Below are 19,061 nucleotides of genomic sequence, written 5' to 3'. Positions count from 1 at the left end.
TAGTATAGATTTAGATATGGATGGCGGGAGGTTTTGTTATGGATAAAGTAGTTGAAACGAATGTAAATACAGGTGGTACAATTCGTATTGCGGATGAAGTAGTTAGTATTATCGCTGGGCTAGCAGCAACGGAAGTGGATGGAATATCTGCGATGAGCGGTGGGCTTGCAGGCGGAATTGCTGAGATTTTAGGTAAAAAAAATTTTGCTAAAGGTGTCAAGGTAGAAGTTGGAGAACGTGAGGCTGCCGTTGATTTATATATTATTGTTGAATATGGTGTACGTATTCCAGATGTTGCGCTGACCGTTCAAGAAAATGTAAAGAAAGCAATTGAAAATATGACTGGGCTTAATGTAGTCGAAGTAAATGTTCATGTACAAGGGGTCGGATTTCCAGAAGATAATAAGGTTGAAGACACAAGAGTTCGTTAAGGAAGAGATGGGATTTTAATGAAGATACTAGATCGATTTTTTCTTCTAATTTTTAGTTTAACGATATTTACTCTAAGTACGGGTGTAGCGATTGTATCTCTACACCTGTTTTCTGATGATTTTTTACAGAACAATTTAATTTATTTATATTCACAATGGGAAACTGGAGTAGTGGCGCTTTTGATAGCAATAATTGCTTTAAGATTGTTATTGGTGAGCTGTAAGTCAGCACATTCAAGTAAAAATTTTAATGCTATTGTTGTTGTTACTGAGTTAGGTCAAGTGAATGTTACTGTTGCAGCGATAAAAAACTTATTAACAAAAAGTATTCAAGCGATAAATGGCGTGCGAGATATTCAAGTTTTAGTGTATGCGGACAAGCCTTCTAAAAATATGAATGAATCAAGTCGATTAAATCTTAAGTTAAAAATTGTTGTGGGGCCGGATCAAAGTATTCCGGAGCTAACAAATAAAATTACGCAACTTGTCAAGGAACGAATGCAGCAAATTGTGGGAATTGATGTTATGGATGTAGAGGTTTGTATTGAGGATATATCTAATACAGTGGCTTCGAAACCTAGAGTTGTTTAATTTAATAGAGGTGGTAGTCATGGAGTTTAAAGGCTATATAAATTCGCTGATAGAAAAACTAAAAGAGAAAAACTCAGGAAAGACGATAGGGTCAATTGTTGGGTTCTTTATGGGAGCGCTTATTTTATATGTAGGGTTTTTAAAAACTTTGTTTATTATTTTATGTGCATTAATAGGTTTTTTTATTGGAAAACGCGCAGATGATAAAGATGATTTAATGGAGATTGTTAATAAGATTATTCCTTCGGGATTTAAGAGATACTAATGAGGCATATACTAAATTTAATTCTTAATGAAAATAAAGTAAGGCTAAATTCAATGTAGTTTTTCTGAATTTTAGTTGTACTTATCTAGGAATTTAGTTAGTATTAACTCTCGCTTGTAAAAGATGAGAATCTTAGAGAAGATTAATTATTAGATAAATGAATTTTATTTAATGATTTATAGAGAAGTTTTTTGTTAAAATAGTTTTAATTTCGTAATATATGATTAAAGGATGGAATTTTTATGAGTCGTAGAAATGCAAGAGAAGTAGCATTACAGGCGCTATTTCAATTAGATTTTAATGAAATGGAAAGCGTAGAAGCATTAGAATCTGCACTGAATGAGAAAAAAAATATGAGCGATAGCGCGAGAGAATATGCAAAAATCCTTGTCTGTGGAACAAAAAATCATTTGAGTAAAATTGATGAATTGATTTCTAAACATTCTACAGAATGGAAAGTGAATCGTATGCCAAGTGTGGATCGGAATATTGTTCGTATTGCTTTATATGAACTTGGCTTTAGCGAAGAAAAATTAGCGGCTAATATTGTTATTAATGAAGCTGTTGAGCTTGCAAAGAGATTTGGTACAGATTCATCACCTAAATTTGTAAATGGAATATTGGGTGCGTTTATAAAAGAGGCACAATAAAGAAGAAAACCGCTTAATGCGGTTTTTGTTATTTAAAAATAAACTATTTTAGGCAATCACTACGCCAAAGGCATTTATCCTGATCACAATCTCCATTTGCAGTGCCAAAACAAGGAATATTATTTTCAGCTTTTTGAATTGCTTGAATGAGTTCAGCTTTTTTCATTGATCGAGGTGCTATACCAAATTTTTTTGCAATTCCTTTAATTTCTTTTAAATTCATTATATATCACTCCTATAATAAAGTTTATTATTATCTGTTTATCAAGATATAATATTCTATTCGTCTAAAAAGCAGAAAATCCTTCCATTTTTGGGTTGTGATTTTTGCCGTCGAATAAAATGAAAATTTTTAATCATACTAATCTTGTTAGGAGGTGATTAGATATGGCTAAAGATGTTAAATGTATGGTTAGCAATTGTCAATATTATGGATCAGGTGATTCCTGCCAAGCAAGCTCTATTGAAGTATGTACGGATAAAAAAAGCTGTGGTTGCTCAGCAGAAACAAACTGTAAAACATTTCGCGCAAGATAATTAAAGCAAAAAAAGAGACTGCATATGCAGTCTCTTTTTTTTGTGATATAGTATAAAATAGATGAAAACAAAACTTTGTTTTTTAATGATTGAATTTCATGACTTATCCATGGATAAGGGCGACCGAGTTCAGGTAGAGTAACCCTCTACCATCAAGGATTATTTTAAAAGATTTGAGGAATTTTTGTGGAGCAAATTATTGAACAAGTAAAAGAATGGAAATATATAAAACAGCTTCCAAAGGAGTTATTTGGGTTTCAATTAAAATATGATATGGACACCATAGGGGATGCGTATTATATTTTTACTTATGAAGACGCTAAAAGGCGTAGAAAAATGAGTGTTTATTATCATGAAGAGACAAAAGAATATAAGGTTAAAACTAAAATTGGTTTAACTGAGTTTTGTAATATTGATTTTATTACTTCTAAATTAGAAGATTTTGAAGAATTGTTGAAAACTCGCTTTGAAAATTCATTAAAGGGTATTGCAATTTTTGATGTAAATAATTTAGATAGTATTGTGATTGATAAAAAAATATTAACATGGAAATATATAGAAAAATTACCTAAAATAATAGAAGGGTTTACTTTATTTATTAATCCATCAGAACCTGTTCGATGTATTAATGGCTCTTATATTATTTTTGACTATTGCGATTTCGAAAAAGAAAGTAATTTTATTATTTATTACAATATTTTTCGAGATGAATTTTTTGGAGATGCAAGAATTAATCAAATTCCAGAAATGACATATACTTTTGATTCGCGAGAATTAGTTGATTTAGAAGAAAAATTGGATGCACATTTAATTGAAAGATTAAAAGAAATTCGGTCACGAATATAAAAGGCAGGAGATAATGATGAAAACAGCGTTAACAATAGCGGGATCTGATTCAAGTGGTGGTGCTGGAATTCAAGCAGATTTAAAAACATTTTCGGCTTTAGGCGTATTTGGAATGAGTGCAATTACTGCAATTACAGCGCAAAATACTTGTGGTGTAACTGAGATTCGAGAGATGGATTCGGCGATTATTAGTGCTCAAATTGATGCAGTATATACAGATATTGCAGTTAATGCAGTTAAAATAGGGATGTTATCTAGCAGTATGATTATTGAAACTGTTGCAGAGAGTTTAGAGAGAAATCATGCGAAGAATATTGTATTAGACACAGTAATGATTTCAAAGAGTGGCAGCTATTTATTAAAACCAGAGGCGGTAGATACATTAAAAAGATGTCTTATTCCAAAAGCATTAATTGTTACGCCAAATTTACATGAGGCAAGTGCGCTAGTAGGGTTTGATGTAATAGATATGAAATCAATGAAAAAAGCTGCGTTTGTATTAAATGAGATGGGAGCAGCATATGTTGTAGTGAAAGGTGGGCACTTAGAAGGTGATGCATGTGATTTATTATATGATGGGAAAGAGATGATGGTTTTTCCGAATAAAAGAATTCGAACGATTCACACACATGGTACGGGATGTACCTTTTCATCTGCAATTGCAGCTGGATTAGCAAAAGGGCTAGAGATAAAGGAGGCTGTTCGTGTGGCAAAGGAATATGTTACGATTGCAATAAAACATGGATTTTCATTAGGAAAGGGCGTAGGCCCGACGCATCATTTCTATGATTTATATAAAAAGGCTGGATTAATTTAAAAAAGTATTGACAATATGATTTAAAATACATATAATATTAATTGTCGCTGAGGTATATGCGATGGATTAAAAAATAAGTTGACATTAATGTTGTTAAATGATATGATAAATGATGTCACTGATAACGGCCCGGTAGTTTAGTTGGTTAGAATGCCGCCCTGTCACGGCGGAGGTCAGGGGTTCAAGTCCCCTTCGGGTCGCCATTTGCCTTGGTAGCTCAGTCGGTAGAGCAGAGGACTGAAAATCCTCGTGTCGGCGGTTCGATTCCGTCCTAAGGCACCATGATTTTCGGAAGTAAGTTTTATATGCGGAAATAGCTCAGTGGTAGAGCATCGCCTTGCCAAGGCGAGGGTCGCGAGTTCGAATCTCGTTTTCCGCTCCATAGTAAGGCGACATAGCCAAGTGGTAAGGCAGAGGTCTGCAAAACCTTTATTCCCCAGTTCAAATCTGGGTGTCGCCTCCAAAATTATATATTATGCCGGGGTGGCGGAACTGGCAGACGCACGGGACTTAAAATCCCGCGGATAGAAATATCCGTACCGGTTCGATTCCGGTCCTCGGCACCATTATGGTGTTTTTTTATTTTGATTTTAAGCGGGAGATGATCTCCCGCTTTTTGGCATGTTTAGATAGTGGTCGATTCTTTATTTAAATGATATAATGAATAATGCAGGAAAGAAAGAGGAGATTATTAATTTTAATGAAGAACGTATATGAGAAGATTCAAGATTTTTATCGGGAATTGTCTGATTACTATCCGATTATCACCCGTTCTCTCGTTGATGGATATCTTCGCCAAAGAGCATGGCAGGGCTTAGGCTATGATGAATTAGAAGAAGTATGGATAGTTTTGCAGGCTTTTCTTCGTTATGTTACATATGAAGAGTTTGTAGACTTAGATAAAATAGTAGAAGATGATTATCAAAATTTATTATTATGGATTATTGATGATGTAAAAAAGGATAATGATGAGGAGCAAGCTTTAAAAGATATTTTTATTGTCTTAAAAGATTTTTATGCATATTTAATTAAAAAGAATGTACTTTTAAGTTTAGATGGATTGCATAACGCGGAACAGAAATTTTCATCTGTTGAATCTTTATCTTTACCAAATGAGATGACTATGGGAATAACAATTTTTGATGAAAATTTTCAGGAGTCAGATTTATTGATAGAAGATATCGCTGATAAGCTAAATTTATTATTAGAACGCTTGCTATCTGATATTGGACGTTATTTTAAAGGGGAGAAGTTCATTGCAGATTTCAATCGAGCATTAAGTTTATATTCAGGTCCATTCAATGCTATCCCTGAGGATGACGGTGAAGAGTTTTGGTTAGGGTTTTGGGATTATTTTTTATTTGACTATCACTTGATAGAAACGGATAGTAAGCCATTAGCGCATTTTTATAAAATGAAACAAGCTGAACTGACACATGATGAAAAGCATGTCATTTCTGATTTGTTACAAGCAAAATTTACTGTTTTTTATATTAAGCGTATTTTGAATAATTCGATGGTAGAATGTGTAGATCTATTTACAGATGAAATTATAAAATTACCAATGCCAGATTACGGAATTGGAGATTATAAAAAGATGCTATTTTATGGTCATATCTATGTGAATGGTATCGTAATGTTAAATTATATTAGTAGTATTTCGGTTAGTAAGATTTTGCGTAAACGAATTAAGGAAGAAATCTTACATCAATGTGAATTATATAAAGCTCAAGATCCGCTCGCAGGTATAGCAGATTTTTTTAAGCGTCATGCTATTTTAGTAAGACATACAATTGATATTTTAGTTAATTTAGCAAAGCTAAACGTCGTGCAGCCGGAAAGATTAAATGTGCATTTTGAGCAGAATACAATTATTGATGATCCAGATTTTAATGTTACAGTTTTATTGCAGATTATGGCGAAAAAATATCAATTATCTATATATGATATGAAGTTGCTTTTAAAGATGTGGTGTGATTACTCCAGTCTGAGAAAGAAAGTTCAGGATAAAGCGGAGTTAATTGCAAGTGCAATATTTCTTATTTTTATAGAAATGAATGGAATTCATCATATTAATAGTGATTTTTTTAAACGTGAACTAAATTTGCTAGATAGCGAATTAAATCAACAAATGCATGATATAATTGAAACATTAGAATTACAAGAATTCGATTCGCGTTACTTAACGGAGGAAGGATTTGTCCTTTCGCTTTATGTTTTTTAAGGAGGAGCGCATATGAAATGTATAAATTGTAATCAAGAAATCGATGAAGCAGTTGATAAATGTCCATATTGCGGTAATGAAATTCAAAATAGTGTACGTATTTTAACGCATGAAGAAAAAATAAAATATGATGGAGTTACTATTGAAAGTGAATCAAATGAAGAACACAACCAATCTTATTCATTTAATGATGCTATGGATGGGCAGCATCATATTTTTGTAAAAAATATTAATTTTAGAGCGTCTAGTTGGACTTCGCGGTTATTGATTTTTCTTATTATCGCAGGAATATTATCGTTTTTGCTGTTTATAGCACTTCCGGTAGCTTTAGTAGGGATTGGAATTGGTGTTATTGTTTGGTCGACTTTAAGTTTTTTTAAAGGTTGACTCAAGTGTAGTCATTTTTTCTGTTAATGTATTAATTTTTGACTCTAATTCAGAAAGCTGCGTAGCGGTATCTACTGAATTAGAGTTATTTTCATTTGTTGTACTTGTTTGATCTGAAGAACAAATCGTATAGATTGCATTTGGATTAGGGTTAGCGCCGATGACTGCTTGGATAACTAAAATATTTTGGCCTAGACTACAAAGAAAATTACCGAGGATATTTAATTGATTCGCATTTAATTGATTAGAAAACACTACTGTAAGCAATATGCTTAGACTTATTAGTTCATTGCTATTTAAAGAGAAAAAATCATCTTCCATATAGATTTTTATCCTCCTAAAGATTTAGTATTATACTTTATTCTTTATATAAATTAAAAAATACCGCATCTTTAAAAAAAGAACGGTATTTTTCTTATTATTTTAATAATTCGTTTTTTAAGGTTCTATATTGTGCGGTATAATAGGGTCCATTTTGTGCTTCTCGATGATCGAATCCATAAGCACGACGGCTGATTGCTAAAATTGGCGGTGCTTGAATACGTTTAGCAACTGCCATACCAGAGTACAAATTCCACCAGCGTTCTAAATCATCAATAAATTCTTTATTGGTAGAAAAATATTTTTTGATTAATCCTTTTTCACAGCTGAGTTTTTCTTCTAAGAGATCTTCTTTATACCATGTAAGAATATCTTCAGGCGTTGCTCGATTCCAATGTTCACAGAAAGCTCGAAATAAATAATCATGATATGGATATTTAATTGGATCGCCCTTTCCTTCATCTACGCATTGATTGTTGGATAACTCTGCGCTTGGAACAATGTCGATTGTTTCCTGTGGAATAACTTCGCTCTTATAAATAACTTGATTTAAATAATATGCAAGGTCGTAAATTTGAAATTTCCATAAGTCTGCTAATGCAGCAAGAAAGCCAGATTGGTCACCATAAAGTGTTGAGTACCCAACGGTAGTCTCACTTTTATTTGCATTGCAGGTAAAACCGCCACCAAAGCTTGCCGCAATACCTGCAAGCACACGTGCAGAACGATCACGGGCTTGAATATTCTCAGTTACAAAAGAGGAAATTTCTAAATAAAAGGTAGTATTGTTATTTAAGTTTTGAATTGGTGTTGTTTTTATTTGTTTAACGGTTGCGTCAACGGAATCTTGAATTGGCATAATCGTATAAAGGCATTTTAGATTTTTGGCTAAGTCTCGTGCTAAATCTTTTGTTGTAGTGGAATTATAGATGCTTGGCATATTCACGAGTAAAACATTTTCAGGCGGAAGTATGGAAGCGTAAAGTGCTGCTGCAACGGCTGAGTCTATACCGCCAGAGATGCCGATAACGACCTTTTCCATGTGGATGTCCTGCAAAAAATTTTTAATGCCATAACGTAGAGCGGTATAGATATTTGCAATATCAGTATCTTCAGTTACTTTTATCGCTGGGAGTGAAGTTTCACCTTTTAAGGGGATTTCTATGATGTTCAGTTGATTTGTGTAGGGCTCGTTCATGGCGATGATTTTTCCGTTCGCATCATAAACGGTGCTAGAACCATCAAAAGTATAAATTGTTTTTCCGTTATTTTGAATGCCGATATTGTTTACATAAATAAAGGGAGCGTTGTTTGATTTAGCATGTGAGGAAAAAACTCGATTGCGTTTATTGTTTTTTCCGAGCGTATAAGGGGAATTTGAGATATTGATAAATAAATCTACGTCGTGGTTTTTATTAATCAATGCAAGTGGTGTGAAGGTATAGTCGTCGCTCCAAGCATCTTCACAAAGCAGGCAGCCAACTTTAAGTGTCTGATGATTGAGGGATAAATCAATCGGGCTGGTTAAGTTAGCGATATCCGTTTTTAGCTCATCAGCCAATTTTGGCAAACTAAAAAAATGACGTTCTTCATCGAACGCACGATAATTCGGTTGGAGAGTTTTTATAATAAATGGGTAAGGGGAAGCTGGAGCGTGGATCAAGTTTCTTTTGTAAGCAGTGAAGAAGGCATTGTATTTTCTTACTCTGCCATCCGTATTTTTTTTTGCCCAATCTACGGCGATATTACCGAACATAACTGCAATTGTATCAGACGCTGCAATTATTTTTTTACCGTAATATTCACAATCGCGTAAAAAAGCATTTTGCTCCCAAGTATCACCAATGAGATAGCCTGGAATTGCCATTTCGGGGAAGACAATTATATCCGCTTTAGATTGTTTGGCTGTTTGAATCATTTCAAGCATTCGGTCTGTATTTAAATCAGGATGTCCAGGTTTAATTTCAAATTGTCCTAATGCGATTTTTATCAAAGAAAACACCTCTATTCATTCATTATTATATCCTAGTGATAAAAGTTCTTATGTACCTTTTATCAGTAAATAAAGATAGCCCCATACTATTTTAAATATGGGGTCTAACCTTGGTTTTTATTTTTTTAGCGTGTTTAATACATCGTCTAATTCATTTAACATATTGTTAATGTTTTCTTCAGTAATAATTAAAGGTGGTTGGAAAGCAAGGACATTGCGTTCGACGCCATTTTTGCCAATAATGAAGCCTCGATCTTTCATTGCTTCTAAAATCCTGTCAACGGCTTGGCTATTTGGTGATTTATCCGCATGGATGAATTCTGCACCTACCATTAAGCCAATGCCACGAATATCACCAATCATCGCGTACTTCTCTTGTAATTTCTTTAATCCGTTCTTTAACTGTTTGCCGCGTAGTTTAGCTTTTGTTAATAAATCATGTCGTTGAATATACTCTAAAGTTGCTAATGCTGCTGTAGAAGATACAGGATTACCACCTAAAGTAGAAGCACCAGGACGTGTATAAGTATTAGCGATTTTAGCCGAAGCGATAAAAGCACTAATCGGTGTTCCGTTTCCAAGTGCTTTAGCAATGGTCATAATATCTGGAACCACATCGAAATTTTCAATGGCAAACATTTTACCTGTACGAGCAAAACCTGTTTGTACTTCGTCGATAATCATTAAGATGTTATATTGGTCTAAAATTTCTTTTACGCGTTTAAAATATCCTTGAGGCGGCGTGATGATTCCAGCATTGCCTTGAATTGGTTCTGCGATAAATGCGGCAACATTGCCAGAGGTATTCGTTTTAATTACGTCTTCAATTGCGTTTGCACAAGCAAAATCGCAGTCAGGATATTTTTTTCCTAATGGACAGCGGTAGCAATATGGGTTAGGTGCAAAATGAATTCCACCAACCGGATTTGGATCGGTACGCCACATGCTAATTCCCGTCATGCTCATCGTTAATTTTGTTCGTCCGTGTAATCCATTGCGCAAGCTGATAAATTCACTATTTTTTGTATAAATAGAAGCAAGCAAAGCGGCACCTTCATTTGCTTCTGTACCAGTCGAGCAGAAAAAAGCTTTTTGTAAATCGCCTGGGGTAATTTTTGCTAGTTCTTCGGCGAGATTTGCAAAATTTTCAGTAAGATAGATATTACAAACGTGCTGTAGTGTTTTTACTTGTTCGCAAATTTTATCGGTAATTTCGCTATTGCAATGGCCGCAGTTAATCACGGAAACGCCGGCAAAGCAGTCGAGATATTGTTTTCCGGTACTGTCATAGAGATATTGCATAGATCCACGTACAATTTGCATTGGTTTTTCGTAAAAATGATTTAAGCAAGGCATAATATAAGCTTGTTTTTTTTCAATAATAGCCTCAGGCCCAATATATTTTGTCAAAAGATAGCCTCCTTATTAACGTGATACGCGATAGCGGAAAGCACCGATACCGAGTTCGCGCGGACTGATTGTAGAAAGTTGAGTTAATAAATTAGGATCGAATTCATATTGCATAGGACTATTTAACATTTTATCTAATTCTTGACGATAGATTTTAGTTAGTTGACCTACCAATTTAGCATCATAATGTTGTCCTTCAATACGATAAGAAGCTGCACCTAATAATTTTGCTAAGAATTTAATTAAGCATAAATCTTTGGCAAATAAAACATGATTGCGCTCGTGTTGATCAATGCGGATAGGATGTACTTCGTTAGCACTATCCAGCAGACCATAATGTCTATTAAATAGCTCTGGTTGTGTATTTATGTCATAGCCGAGAATCATATGGGGTAAATTATGGTCGAGAATCATTGCTTCTGTAGGTCCGTGAACAATCAATTCTAACGGTAATTTGCTAGAGAAGAGTAGCTCTTTAATTTGTGCATACGTTGCTTCCAATGAGATCGTCCCCATCGTGGAACCGTTATCTTTCAATAATTTTGCACTTAAATGATTAAAGGTATTAAACGAAAAATCTGTTTGTACAGGTAAAGTCGTAAGCTGTGTTGCCATGTTGAGCGTGCCCATGTTGCTTACCATAATTCCATCTGGACGAATTTCATTTAATTGTGTGAAGAGCTGTTCTAATTCACCGCATTCGCGTTCCATTGTAGCTCTTGGTGTAGTAACAATAATTTTTGCCTTGTGCTTTCCTCCGATATCCATTGCTGCTTTTATATCTTTAAGGCTCCATGGTTTATGGGGAAGAAAGGCTTCTCCACCGATATAAATTCGATTTGCTCCATTTTCCGCGGCTTTCTGTACAGATGCTAAATCTGCCACACGGACGGATAATTCTGGAGCATAGTTTTGCGGTAAGTTTATTTCAAAATCCGTCGGCTTTATTGTAACAGGTGAATGAATATCGGCTTCTTTTACTGCTTGGCTAAAGAAGCGCGGTTCACGTTTGCCACTAAATCCAATGGCTGAAGCGTCCGGTTTACCAAGGGCAAAACAGGTGGAAAAATCACGAGATCGATTTTCGTATAAATCATTCCAATCGTTTTCGTCGATAGCATATCCAGCGGGATCTGCTAAATAGCGATCGATTGCTTTACGATATGTTTTCACAATTCTTTCGACAAAAGCTGCTGTTCTCATTCGACCTTCGATTTTAAAGGAATGCACTCCAGCTTGAATTAATTCTGGAAGGTGACGGTACATACACATATCTTTTAAAGCTAGTTTATATGCGCCCGGTCCATTTTCATCAAGAATTTTACCGGTTTTTTCATCAATTAATTTATAGCCCCAACGGCATGGTTTTAAGCAACGTCCGCGATTTGAACTTTGTCCAAACAAAATTCCGGAGTGAAAGCATTGACCACTTTGTGAAATGCACATGTCGCCATGCATAAAATATTCTACTTCAATTCCGGTGCGTTCCTTAAATAGGCTTAATTGTGAAAGGGTCATTTCTCGACCAACTACGATACGAGTGATTCCATATTCTTTTAATTTGTTTATTGCATGTTCGTTGTGCGTATTCATCATAACTGAAGTATGGAGTGGAATGGTGATTTTTAATTCTCTGACAAGTTCCATAACTGCTAAATCTTGTACAAGCAATGCGTCAGGTTGAATTGTTTGTAAAAATTTCAAATAGTCACGCATTGGCTCGATTTCACGATCGCTGATTAAATTATTCACTGTAATATATAAACGAACATTATGTGCATGTGCGTATTCAATCGCTTTTTTTAACATTTCATCATCAAAATTAGTATCTGTGCGGTGCATGCGCATATTGAATCGTTTACCGCCTAAATATACAGCATCTGCACCAGCTGCGATTGCAGATTCTAATACTTCCCAAGTACCAGCAGGTGCTAGTAATTCAACGGATTTCTTTGATAGTAACATAGATTTCTCTCCTTGAATGTGTAAAAGTTATTGGAAAATTTCTTTTGCTTTTTCTGTTAATGTAGAGGGTAGTGAAATCTCTAAATTATCTGCAACAAAAGCATTGAGTAAAATTTCTGGTGCTGTTGTTATGCCAACAGGAATTTCTGCCGGTGATTTTCTTTCAATAAGAATCTTGTAGGCCTGCTTTGCGCAGTCTTCACCTAATGAAGCATGATTTGCAACTAATGCACCCAAAGCACCAGCAGATACATTTGGTGCATGAGAGGCAATAATCGGAATGTTTCTACTGTCCGTATAATAAACAATGCTGGCAAAGTTTTCTTCAACAATCTTTCCAATGGGTAAAAATAGCGCATCAATATCATGCGGCAAATTTTCTTCGAGTAAGGATAAATCTTCTTGACATTGAATGATGATATTGCTAAGCTTTATTTTATTTTCGACAGCTTTTCTAAAGTTTGATGCTTCGATACAGGAGTTTTCGTCTTTTTCGTGATATAGCATAGCTATATGTTGTATATTGGGTAAGAGTAATTGAATAAAGTCTACCTTGGCTGCTGCATTTACCATCCCAGACATACCTGTAACTTTACCCCCAGGTTTTTCCATGTTGGAAACTAACTTTACGCTCATTGGATCAAAAACGGGTGTAAAAATAACAGGAATATTTTCAGAGAGTTCTTTTGCTGCTTTCGCTGCAGGAGTAGAACAAGCAAAAATTAAATCTACTTTTAAATCTGCTAAAGCACGGGCTAATTTGGATAATTCTTCGACATTTCCATCGGCATTCATATAATGAAATGCTGCTTCGATTTTTGCATTATGCAAGCCTTGCTTAAATCCCTTGACGGCATCATCGAGATTTTGGGTTAATTGTAAAATACCTATATGAAACAAATATAAACACCTCTTCAGATAAATCTAACCTTCTAACCTTCAACATAAAGTGAGAAAAAACCTGCAATTTTACTGAAAAATTTAATTAAAGATAAAATTTTGTAAGCTGTTTATATAATTTAGAAGAGGGAAACAGGGTTAATTGTCGAATTTTTATGCTTATTATCAATTTTTTGAAAGGCTTTTAAGTTATGAATCAGGAAAATAATCAATTTGTTCATTTGCACGTACATACGGAGTATAGTCTGCTAGACGGTGCAAGTCGTATTCACCAATTGATTGATCGGGCAAAAGAATTAAATATGCCGGCAATTGCAATTACAGATCATGGTTCAATGTACGGAGTTATTGATTTTTATAAAGCTGCTAAGGCCAAAGGCGTAAAACCGATTATCGGGTGTGAAGTTTATGTTGCACCTAAGTCGCGATTTGATAAAATGGCGGTTGATGGCGAAAGCTATTATCATTTGATTTTATTGGCGGAGAACCAACAAGGTTATAAAAATTTAATTGAGTTAGTATCGTTGGCGTACAGTGAAGGTTTTTACTATAAACCTCGTGTTGATAAAGAGTTACTAAAAAAATATCATGAAGGAATTATTTGTTTAAGTGCTTGTATTGCTGGTGAAATTCCAGCAGCAATTATTCGTGATAATCCGGAGCGTGCGGATGTTTTAGTTCGGGAATACATTGATATTTTTGGTAAAGATAATTTCTTTATTGAAATTCAAAATCATGGAATGCCGGAAGAAAAAAAAGCCAATGTAGAGTTAGTAAAGTTAGCAGAAAAATATGATTTGGGATTAGTGGCAACGAATGACTCACATTATACAAATCGCAATGATAGTGAATTTCATGATGTTTTGTTATGCATCCAAATGGGAAAAACAGTAGATGAGGAAAACCGCATGCGGTTTCCTAATGATAATTTTTATCTTAAATCCCCAGAAGAAATGGAAAAACTATTTGGTGCATATCGCGGGGCAATTGAAAACACGGTGAAAATTGCTGAGCGTTGTCAAGTTGATTTTGTTTTTGGGCAATTACATTTGCCGGTATTTCCTGTGCCCGATGGAATGACTGATGAATCATATTTAAGAAAACTATGTAAAGAGCGATTAAACGATCGTTATGCAACTGTGACGAAACTTGAAACTGAAAGATTAGATTATGAATTATCTGTGATTCATAAAATGGGATACGATAGCTATTTTCTTATTGTATGGGATTTTATTAATTATGCGAAAAATCATGATATAGCAGTTGGTCCAGGTCGAGGTTCGGCAGCAGGCAGTATTGTTGCTTATTTATTAGGTATTACAAATATCGATCCACTTAAATATGATTTACTTTTTGAAAGATTTTTAAATCCAGATCGTGTTACTATGCCGGATATTGATATTGATTTTTGTTATGTAAAAAGAGAAAAAGTTATAGAATATGTTGTTGAACGTTATGGTTCTGAGCGTGTTGCGCAGATTATTACTTTTGGTACAATGGCTGCAAAAGGAGCAATTCGCGATGTAGGCAGGGCGCTTAACATGACTTATAGTGAAGTAGATCGGATTGCGAAAATGATTCCTGCAGAATTGAATATGACGATTGACAAAGCTTTAAAAAGCAATCCTGAATTGCAAAATGCTTATCAGGAGGAACCAGCAGTAACGAAATTGGTGGATTTTGCTCGTGATGTAGAGGGATTGCCAAGACATGCATCTACGCATGCCGCGGGCGTTGTAATTGCAAGAGATCCATTGACGGATTATGTTCCTATTCAAGTTTCTGCTGATGGGTTTGCTGTTACGCAATACGATAAGGACAGAGTTGAAGAGTTAGGCTTGCTTAAAATGGACTTTCTGGGTCTTAGAACTTTAACTGTGATTAGTGATGCTCTCGTATTAATTAAGGAAAATCGAGGCGTTAAAGTTGATATAGATGCAATTGATTTAGAAGATGAAAAAACTGCACAAATGTTATCAAATGGCGATACTGTTGGTGTATTTCAAATGGAATCATCGGGAATGACTACCTTAGTTAAAGAATTGAAGCCAAATGGTTTTGCCGATATCATTCCGTTAGTTGCATTATATCGTCCTGGTCCATTAGGAAGTGGGATGGTTACGGATTTTATCAACGGGCGGCATGGACGAAAAGAAGTGAAATATTTACATCCATTACTAGAACCGATATTAAAAGAAACTTTCGGTGTGATTTTATATCAGGAACAAGTTATGCAGATTGTGCAAGTATTAGCAGGTTTTACATTAGGGCAGGCAGATTTGTTGAGACGTGCAATGGGAAAGAAGAAACATTCAATTTTGGCGGCTCAACGCGAGAATTTTTTAAATGGTGCGCGCAGCAACGGAATTGACGAAGCTTTAGCAATTGAGATTTTTGATTTAATGGCACATTTTGCGGATTATGGATTTAATAAGTCCCATAGTGCTGCATATGCGATGGTTGCTTATCAGACAGCGTATCTGAAAGCACATTATCCTAATGAATTTATGGCAGCAATGTTGTCGAGTGTCATGGGGACGAGTGATAAAGTTGGATATTATATTGAATATTGTCGTCATCAAGGAATTCAGGTTTTACCGCCGGATATTAACGCTAGCAAAGCTTCTTTTAGCGTTGATAGAGAAGCGATTCGATTTGGAATGGCTGCTGTAAAAAACGTTGGGGAAAATGCAATCGAAAGTATAATTAAAGCACGAGAAAAAGAGGATAAATTTACGTCGCTGGTTGACTTTTGTACGCGTGTAGATATGCGAGTTGTAAATAAACGAGTAATTGAAAGTTTAATCAAATGTGGTGCGTTTGATTCGCAAGGAGCGAAGCGGTCGCAACTACTTGCGGTTCTTGATAAAGCGGTAGAAGCAGCTGGAAGCAGACAACGGGATGCAGCGAGCGGGCAAATTGGATTATTTGGTGAAGAAGAAATGAGTGAAGTCGAAGATGTTGCTTTACCAAATATTGAAGAAATGCCAAAAGAGCAAATTTTAGCGTTGGAAAAAGAAATTACAGGTTTCTATATTACAGGGCATCCGCTTGATAAATATAGGGAGAGAATGCAACAATTCATGACTATAGAATCTTTGACTGAAACGGAGAAAATGGATGGGAAAATAGTTAAGATTGCAGGCTTAATTGTAAATTCAAAACGTATTAGTACGAAAAAGGGAGAGACGATGTGCTTCATTGAAGTTGAAGACTTCACAAATAAAATAGAAGTGGTTGTATTTCCAAAAGTCTTTTATCAATCAATAAATGTTTTAATTCCAGATACGCCGGTTATTGTTAGTGGACGTTTAAATGTAAATGAAGAATCTGCAAAAATTTTGGCAGATTCTATTATGAATTTTGATGAATATGAACCAGTAATAAGAATCCGAATTCGAAAATCGCAAGAGACGGAAGATATCTTTTCAAAATTAAAAGAAATTTTTGAATCTTATGGCGGTAAAAATATGGTCTATCTACATTTGGTCGATAGTCGAAAGGTAATAAAGACGGAAGAAAAATTTTGGTTTGCACCTATTGAAGAAGCGATTAACAAAATTGAAATGATTCTAGGCAAAGGGGCTGTACAAATTAAATAGTTCATTTATAATAAGTGCTGCAATATAGATATTTGCAATAGGTCTTTGTATTTTTATGAGAGAAAACCAATATCTTTGTATGGTAAAAAAATTATTGCTTTTTCTATGAAAGGATTAGCAGGAATAGGCATTGATATGGAGAATGCAATAAGTATCGCATTCTGCTATTTTCATTATTTTATTAATTATACTAATTTTCTTGTAGGGGGATACTGTTATGTGGACATCCATATATATTGCGCGAAATAAGAAACAAGCTGATGCGCTAAAGGCTTTATTGGGTGGAGAAGGCATTTTAGTTAATGCTAAATCTACAAGCGCTTCGTCAGATGGTGATGGGATGTATGAAATTCAGGTACTGGAATCAGAAGTCGATGAAGCTCAAATGATTCTTTGCCAGCAAGCTATTAAGTAAAGTTTAAAATTGATGTTGTTCATATGGATTTAATGAAAATAACAGTATGAAGAGGTTTGTTCATTAATTTCAACTTTATAAGCAAGGCTGATTCAGATAAAGCTTTAGGCAGATGAGTAATCCAGGGGCTTACGGGAACTTTATTCCCAGCTGAAAAGATAGGGGGATTATAAGCGGAGAACCAAAATCTTCGATTTTGTGTGAATCGCTTATTTCGTTAGATGACCTCGTTAGCCAGCGGATAAAGTTGAAATTGAATAAATATTAAAGGGGGTTGTTTTAATGATGAAAAAAACGAAAATTGTTTGTACTATGGGGCCAGGAACTGATGGTGATGGCATTTTAGAACAGTTATTAAATGCTGGAATGAATGTTGGTCGTTGTAATTTCTCACATGGAGATCATGAGGAACAGCTATGCCGTATTACTAAATTAAGAGCAGCTTCCCAAAAAGTAGGCAAACCAGTTGCATTATTGTTGGATACAAAAGGACCAGAAATGAGACTTGGCAAGTTCAAAGGTGGTAAAACTTTTTTAACAAAAAATAGTACATTTATCATTACAGCGGATGAAGTTGAAGGTACGAATGAGAGAGCTTCTGTGAATCATAAGTTGTTACCTCAAGAAGTTCAAACTGGAAATATGATTCTTTTATCTGATGGATTAATTAGTCTTCGTGTAGAGGCAATAAAAGGTAATGACATTATTACTACAGTTATGAATAGTGGTGCAATTAGCTCAGGAAAAAGAGTAGCTGTTCCAGGGGTATCTGTAAATTTACCGTTTTTATCTGAAAAAGATAAGGCTGATATTTTATTTGGTATTAAGAATGAAATGGATTTTATTGCAGCGTCCTTTGTGCAGCGTGCGGAAGATGTCCTTGCGATTCGTAATTTATTAATTGAGAATAATTATGAAATGGGGATTATCGCTAAAATTGAAAATGCTGAAGGCGTAAAGAATATGGATGAGATATTAAAAGTATCTGATGGTATTATGGTTGCAAGAGGCGATTTAGGGGTAGAAATACCCGCAGAGGATGTACCTTTAGTACAAAAGACGATTATAAAAAAATGTAATGTGGCTGGCAAGATTGCGATTACTGCTACGCAAATGTTAGAGTCTATGGTGGAAAATCCACGTCCAACAAGGGCTGAAACAAGTGATGTTGCCAATGCCATTATGGATGGTACAGATGCGATTATGCTAAGTGGGGAAACTGCATCTGGAAAATATCCAGTTGAGGCAGTTAAGATGATGGCTAAAATAGCCGAGAAGACAGAAAAGTCTTTAAAATATAATCAGCTTTTTTTACAAAAGGGATTGGTTGAGCACAGTAATCTTACAAATGCGATGGGGCATGCAAGCGTCCGATTAGCGCAAAGCTTAGGTGCGAAAGCTATTGTAACTGCTAGTAATAGTGGATCTACAGGCAGATTGATTTCTAAATATCGTCCAAGTATGCCAATTATTTTAGTTACTCCATCAGAAAAAACGCTTCGTAAAATGCAGCTTTATTGGGGTGTTCATCCAATTCTTAGAGAGTCTTACAATGACAGTGATACCCTGATTAATAATGTAATTGATAAAGCAATGAAATATGGGGATTTTATAAGTGGTGATGTTTTGGTGGTGGCGTCAGGCTTAAATGATACAATTGGTTCAACAAATATGCTAAAAGTGCATGTGATTAAATAATAGGGGGAT

General features: G+C 35.0%; 18 protein-coding genes and 5 tRNA genes. 17 read left to right on the top strand and 6 right to left on the bottom strand.

Translation table 11 applies throughout. The features are described 5' to 3' along the window. The first annotated feature begins 38 nt into the window (after nucleotides 1–38). The 4 genes from ACWZFG_RS10870 to nusB all read left to right on the top strand — a co-directional run bounded on the left by ACWZFG_RS10870 (nucleotide 39) and on the right by nusB (nucleotide 1,937). Entirely contained in the window at nucleotides 39–431 is a 393-nt protein-coding gene (locus ACWZFG_RS10870) for an Asp23/Gls24 family envelope stress response protein (protein WP_147670721.1), read from the top strand. 18 nt (nucleotides 432–449) lie between these two features. Then, on the top strand, nucleotides 450–1,022 hold the full coding sequence (amaP, locus tag ACWZFG_RS10865; RefSeq protein ID WP_177505768.1) for an alkaline shock response membrane anchor protein AmaP: 573 nt from the start codon (nucleotides 450–452) through the stop codon (nucleotides 1,020–1,022). Nucleotides 1,023–1,041: 19 nt separating this feature from the next. Continuing rightward, nucleotides 1,042–1,287, top strand: coding sequence for a DUF2273 domain-containing protein (locus ACWZFG_RS10860; RefSeq protein WP_177505769.1), 246 nt, complete (start codon nucleotides 1,042–1,044; stop codon nucleotides 1,285–1,287). 242 nt (nucleotides 1,288–1,529) lie between these two features. After that, the gene (gene nusB, locus ACWZFG_RS10855; protein ID WP_177505770.1) at nucleotides 1,530–1,937 is read left to right on the top strand and encodes a transcription antitermination factor NusB; all 408 of its coding nucleotides are present in this window, start codon (nucleotides 1,530–1,532) and stop codon (nucleotides 1,935–1,937) included. A gap of 43 nt (nucleotides 1,938–1,980) precedes the next feature. On the opposite strand, the gene ACWZFG_RS10850 is transcribed toward nusB, so the two are convergent. After that, nucleotides 1,981–2,160, bottom strand: coding sequence for a Rho termination factor N-terminal domain-containing protein (locus ACWZFG_RS10850; protein ID WP_177505771.1), 180 nt, complete (start codon nucleotides 2,158–2,160; stop codon nucleotides 1,981–1,983). A 164-nt stretch (nucleotides 2,161–2,324) separates the two neighbouring features. On the opposite strand from ACWZFG_RS10850, the gene ACWZFG_RS10845 reads away from it, so the two are divergent. From ACWZFG_RS10845 to ACWZFG_RS10800, 10 genes are all read left to right on the top strand, one after another. Next, the gene (locus ACWZFG_RS10845; protein ID WP_177505772.1) at nucleotides 2,325–2,474 is read left to right on the top strand and encodes a DUF1540 domain-containing protein; all 150 of its coding nucleotides are present in this window, start codon (nucleotides 2,325–2,327) and stop codon (nucleotides 2,472–2,474) included. Between the two features lie 186 nt (nucleotides 2,475–2,660). After that, nucleotides 2,661–3,320, top strand: a complete 660-nt coding sequence (locus tag ACWZFG_RS10840) for a hypothetical protein (protein ID WP_418627273.1) — start codon at nucleotides 2,661–2,663, stop codon at nucleotides 3,318–3,320. Nucleotides 3,321–3,336: 16 nt separating this feature from the next. Further along, the gene (thiD, locus tag ACWZFG_RS10835) at nucleotides 3,337–4,137 is read left to right on the top strand and encodes a bifunctional hydroxymethylpyrimidine kinase/phosphomethylpyrimidine kinase (protein ID WP_177505773.1); all 801 of its coding nucleotides are present in this window, start codon (nucleotides 3,337–3,339) and stop codon (nucleotides 4,135–4,137) included. Between the two features lie 126 nt (nucleotides 4,138–4,263). Continuing rightward, nucleotides 4,264–4,340: transfer RNA gene (locus tag ACWZFG_RS10830), tRNA-Asp, on the top strand. Between the two features lie 3 nt (nucleotides 4,341–4,343). Beyond that, nucleotides 4,344–4,419: transfer RNA gene (locus tag ACWZFG_RS10825), tRNA-Phe, on the top strand. Nucleotides 4,420–4,444: 25 nt separating this feature from the next. Then, nucleotides 4,445–4,519: transfer RNA gene (locus ACWZFG_RS10820), tRNA-Gly, on the top strand. 6 nt (nucleotides 4,520–4,525) lie between these two features. Further along, a tRNA-Cys gene (locus tag ACWZFG_RS10815) sits at nucleotides 4,526–4,600 on the top strand. A 14-nt stretch (nucleotides 4,601–4,614) separates the two neighbouring features. After that, nucleotides 4,615–4,703: transfer RNA gene (locus ACWZFG_RS10810), tRNA-Leu, on the top strand. Between the two features lie 134 nt (nucleotides 4,704–4,837). Further along, a complete protein-coding gene (locus tag ACWZFG_RS10805) occupies nucleotides 4,838–6,361 on the top strand; it encodes a hypothetical protein (protein ID WP_177505284.1) in 1,524 nt (507 codons plus the stop codon). A gap of 12 nt (nucleotides 6,362–6,373) precedes the next feature. Then, the gene (locus ACWZFG_RS10800) at nucleotides 6,374–6,748 is read left to right on the top strand and encodes a hypothetical protein (RefSeq protein WP_177505283.1); all 375 of its coding nucleotides are present in this window, start codon (nucleotides 6,374–6,376) and stop codon (nucleotides 6,746–6,748) included. On the opposite strand, the gene ACWZFG_RS10795 is transcribed toward ACWZFG_RS10800, so the two are convergent. The 5 genes from ACWZFG_RS10795 to ACWZFG_RS10775 form a co-directional block, all read right to left on the bottom strand. Then, nucleotides 6,728–7,069 carry a hypothetical protein gene (locus ACWZFG_RS10795; RefSeq protein ID WP_177505282.1) on the bottom strand — a complete coding sequence of 114 codons (342 nt, stop codon included), beginning with the start codon at nucleotides 7,067–7,069 and terminating at the stop codon, nucleotides 6,728–6,730. The two genes, ACWZFG_RS10800 and ACWZFG_RS10795, sit on opposite strands and share 21 nt — an antisense overlap. Before the next feature lie 97 nt (nucleotides 7,070–7,166). Next, a complete protein-coding gene (gene nadE / locus ACWZFG_RS10790) occupies nucleotides 7,167–9,062 on the bottom strand; it encodes an NAD(+) synthase (protein WP_177505281.1) in 1,896 nt (631 codons plus the stop codon). A 117-nt stretch (nucleotides 9,063–9,179) separates the two neighbouring features. After that, the gene (locus ACWZFG_RS10785) at nucleotides 9,180–10,472 is read right to left on the bottom strand and encodes an aspartate aminotransferase family protein (RefSeq protein ID WP_455577625.1); all 1,293 of its coding nucleotides are present in this window, start codon (nucleotides 10,470–10,472) and stop codon (nucleotides 9,180–9,182) included. A gap of 15 nt (nucleotides 10,473–10,487) precedes the next feature. Beyond that, on the bottom strand, nucleotides 10,488–12,437 hold the full coding sequence (locus tag ACWZFG_RS10780) for a peptidase U32 family protein (RefSeq protein WP_455577624.1): 1,950 nt from the start codon (nucleotides 12,435–12,437) through the stop codon (nucleotides 10,488–10,490). 27 nt (nucleotides 12,438–12,464) lie between these two features. Then, nucleotides 12,465–13,337, bottom strand: coding sequence for an ABC transporter substrate-binding protein (locus tag ACWZFG_RS10775; protein ID WP_177505279.1), 873 nt, complete (start codon nucleotides 13,335–13,337; stop codon nucleotides 12,465–12,467). A gap of 191 nt (nucleotides 13,338–13,528) precedes the next feature. On the opposite strand from ACWZFG_RS10775, the gene ACWZFG_RS10770 reads away from it, so the two are divergent. The 3 genes from ACWZFG_RS10770 (at nucleotide 13,529) to pyk (ending at nucleotide 19,052) form a co-directional block, all read left to right on the top strand. Continuing rightward, nucleotides 13,529–16,939 (top strand): DNA polymerase III subunit alpha, encoded by a 3,411-nt coding sequence (locus tag ACWZFG_RS10770; RefSeq protein ID WP_177505278.1) that lies wholly within the window; start codon nucleotides 13,529–13,531, stop codon nucleotides 16,937–16,939. 217 nt (nucleotides 16,940–17,156) lie between these two features. Then, nucleotides 17,157–17,354, top strand: a complete 198-nt coding sequence (locus ACWZFG_RS10765; RefSeq protein ID WP_147670686.1) for a hypothetical protein — start codon at nucleotides 17,157–17,159, stop codon at nucleotides 17,352–17,354. Between the two features lie 282 nt (nucleotides 17,355–17,636). Continuing rightward, the gene (gene pyk / locus ACWZFG_RS10760) at nucleotides 17,637–19,052 is read left to right on the top strand and encodes a pyruvate kinase (RefSeq protein WP_455577623.1); all 1,416 of its coding nucleotides are present in this window, start codon (nucleotides 17,637–17,639) and stop codon (nucleotides 19,050–19,052) included. The last annotated feature ends 9 nt before the right edge of the window (nucleotides 19,053–19,061 follow it).

The organism is Anaerosinus sp., from assembly GCF_965318445.1.
The sequence above is the reverse complement of the archived record's forward strand: the minus strand, read 5'-3'. Positions and strand labels throughout refer to the sequence as shown.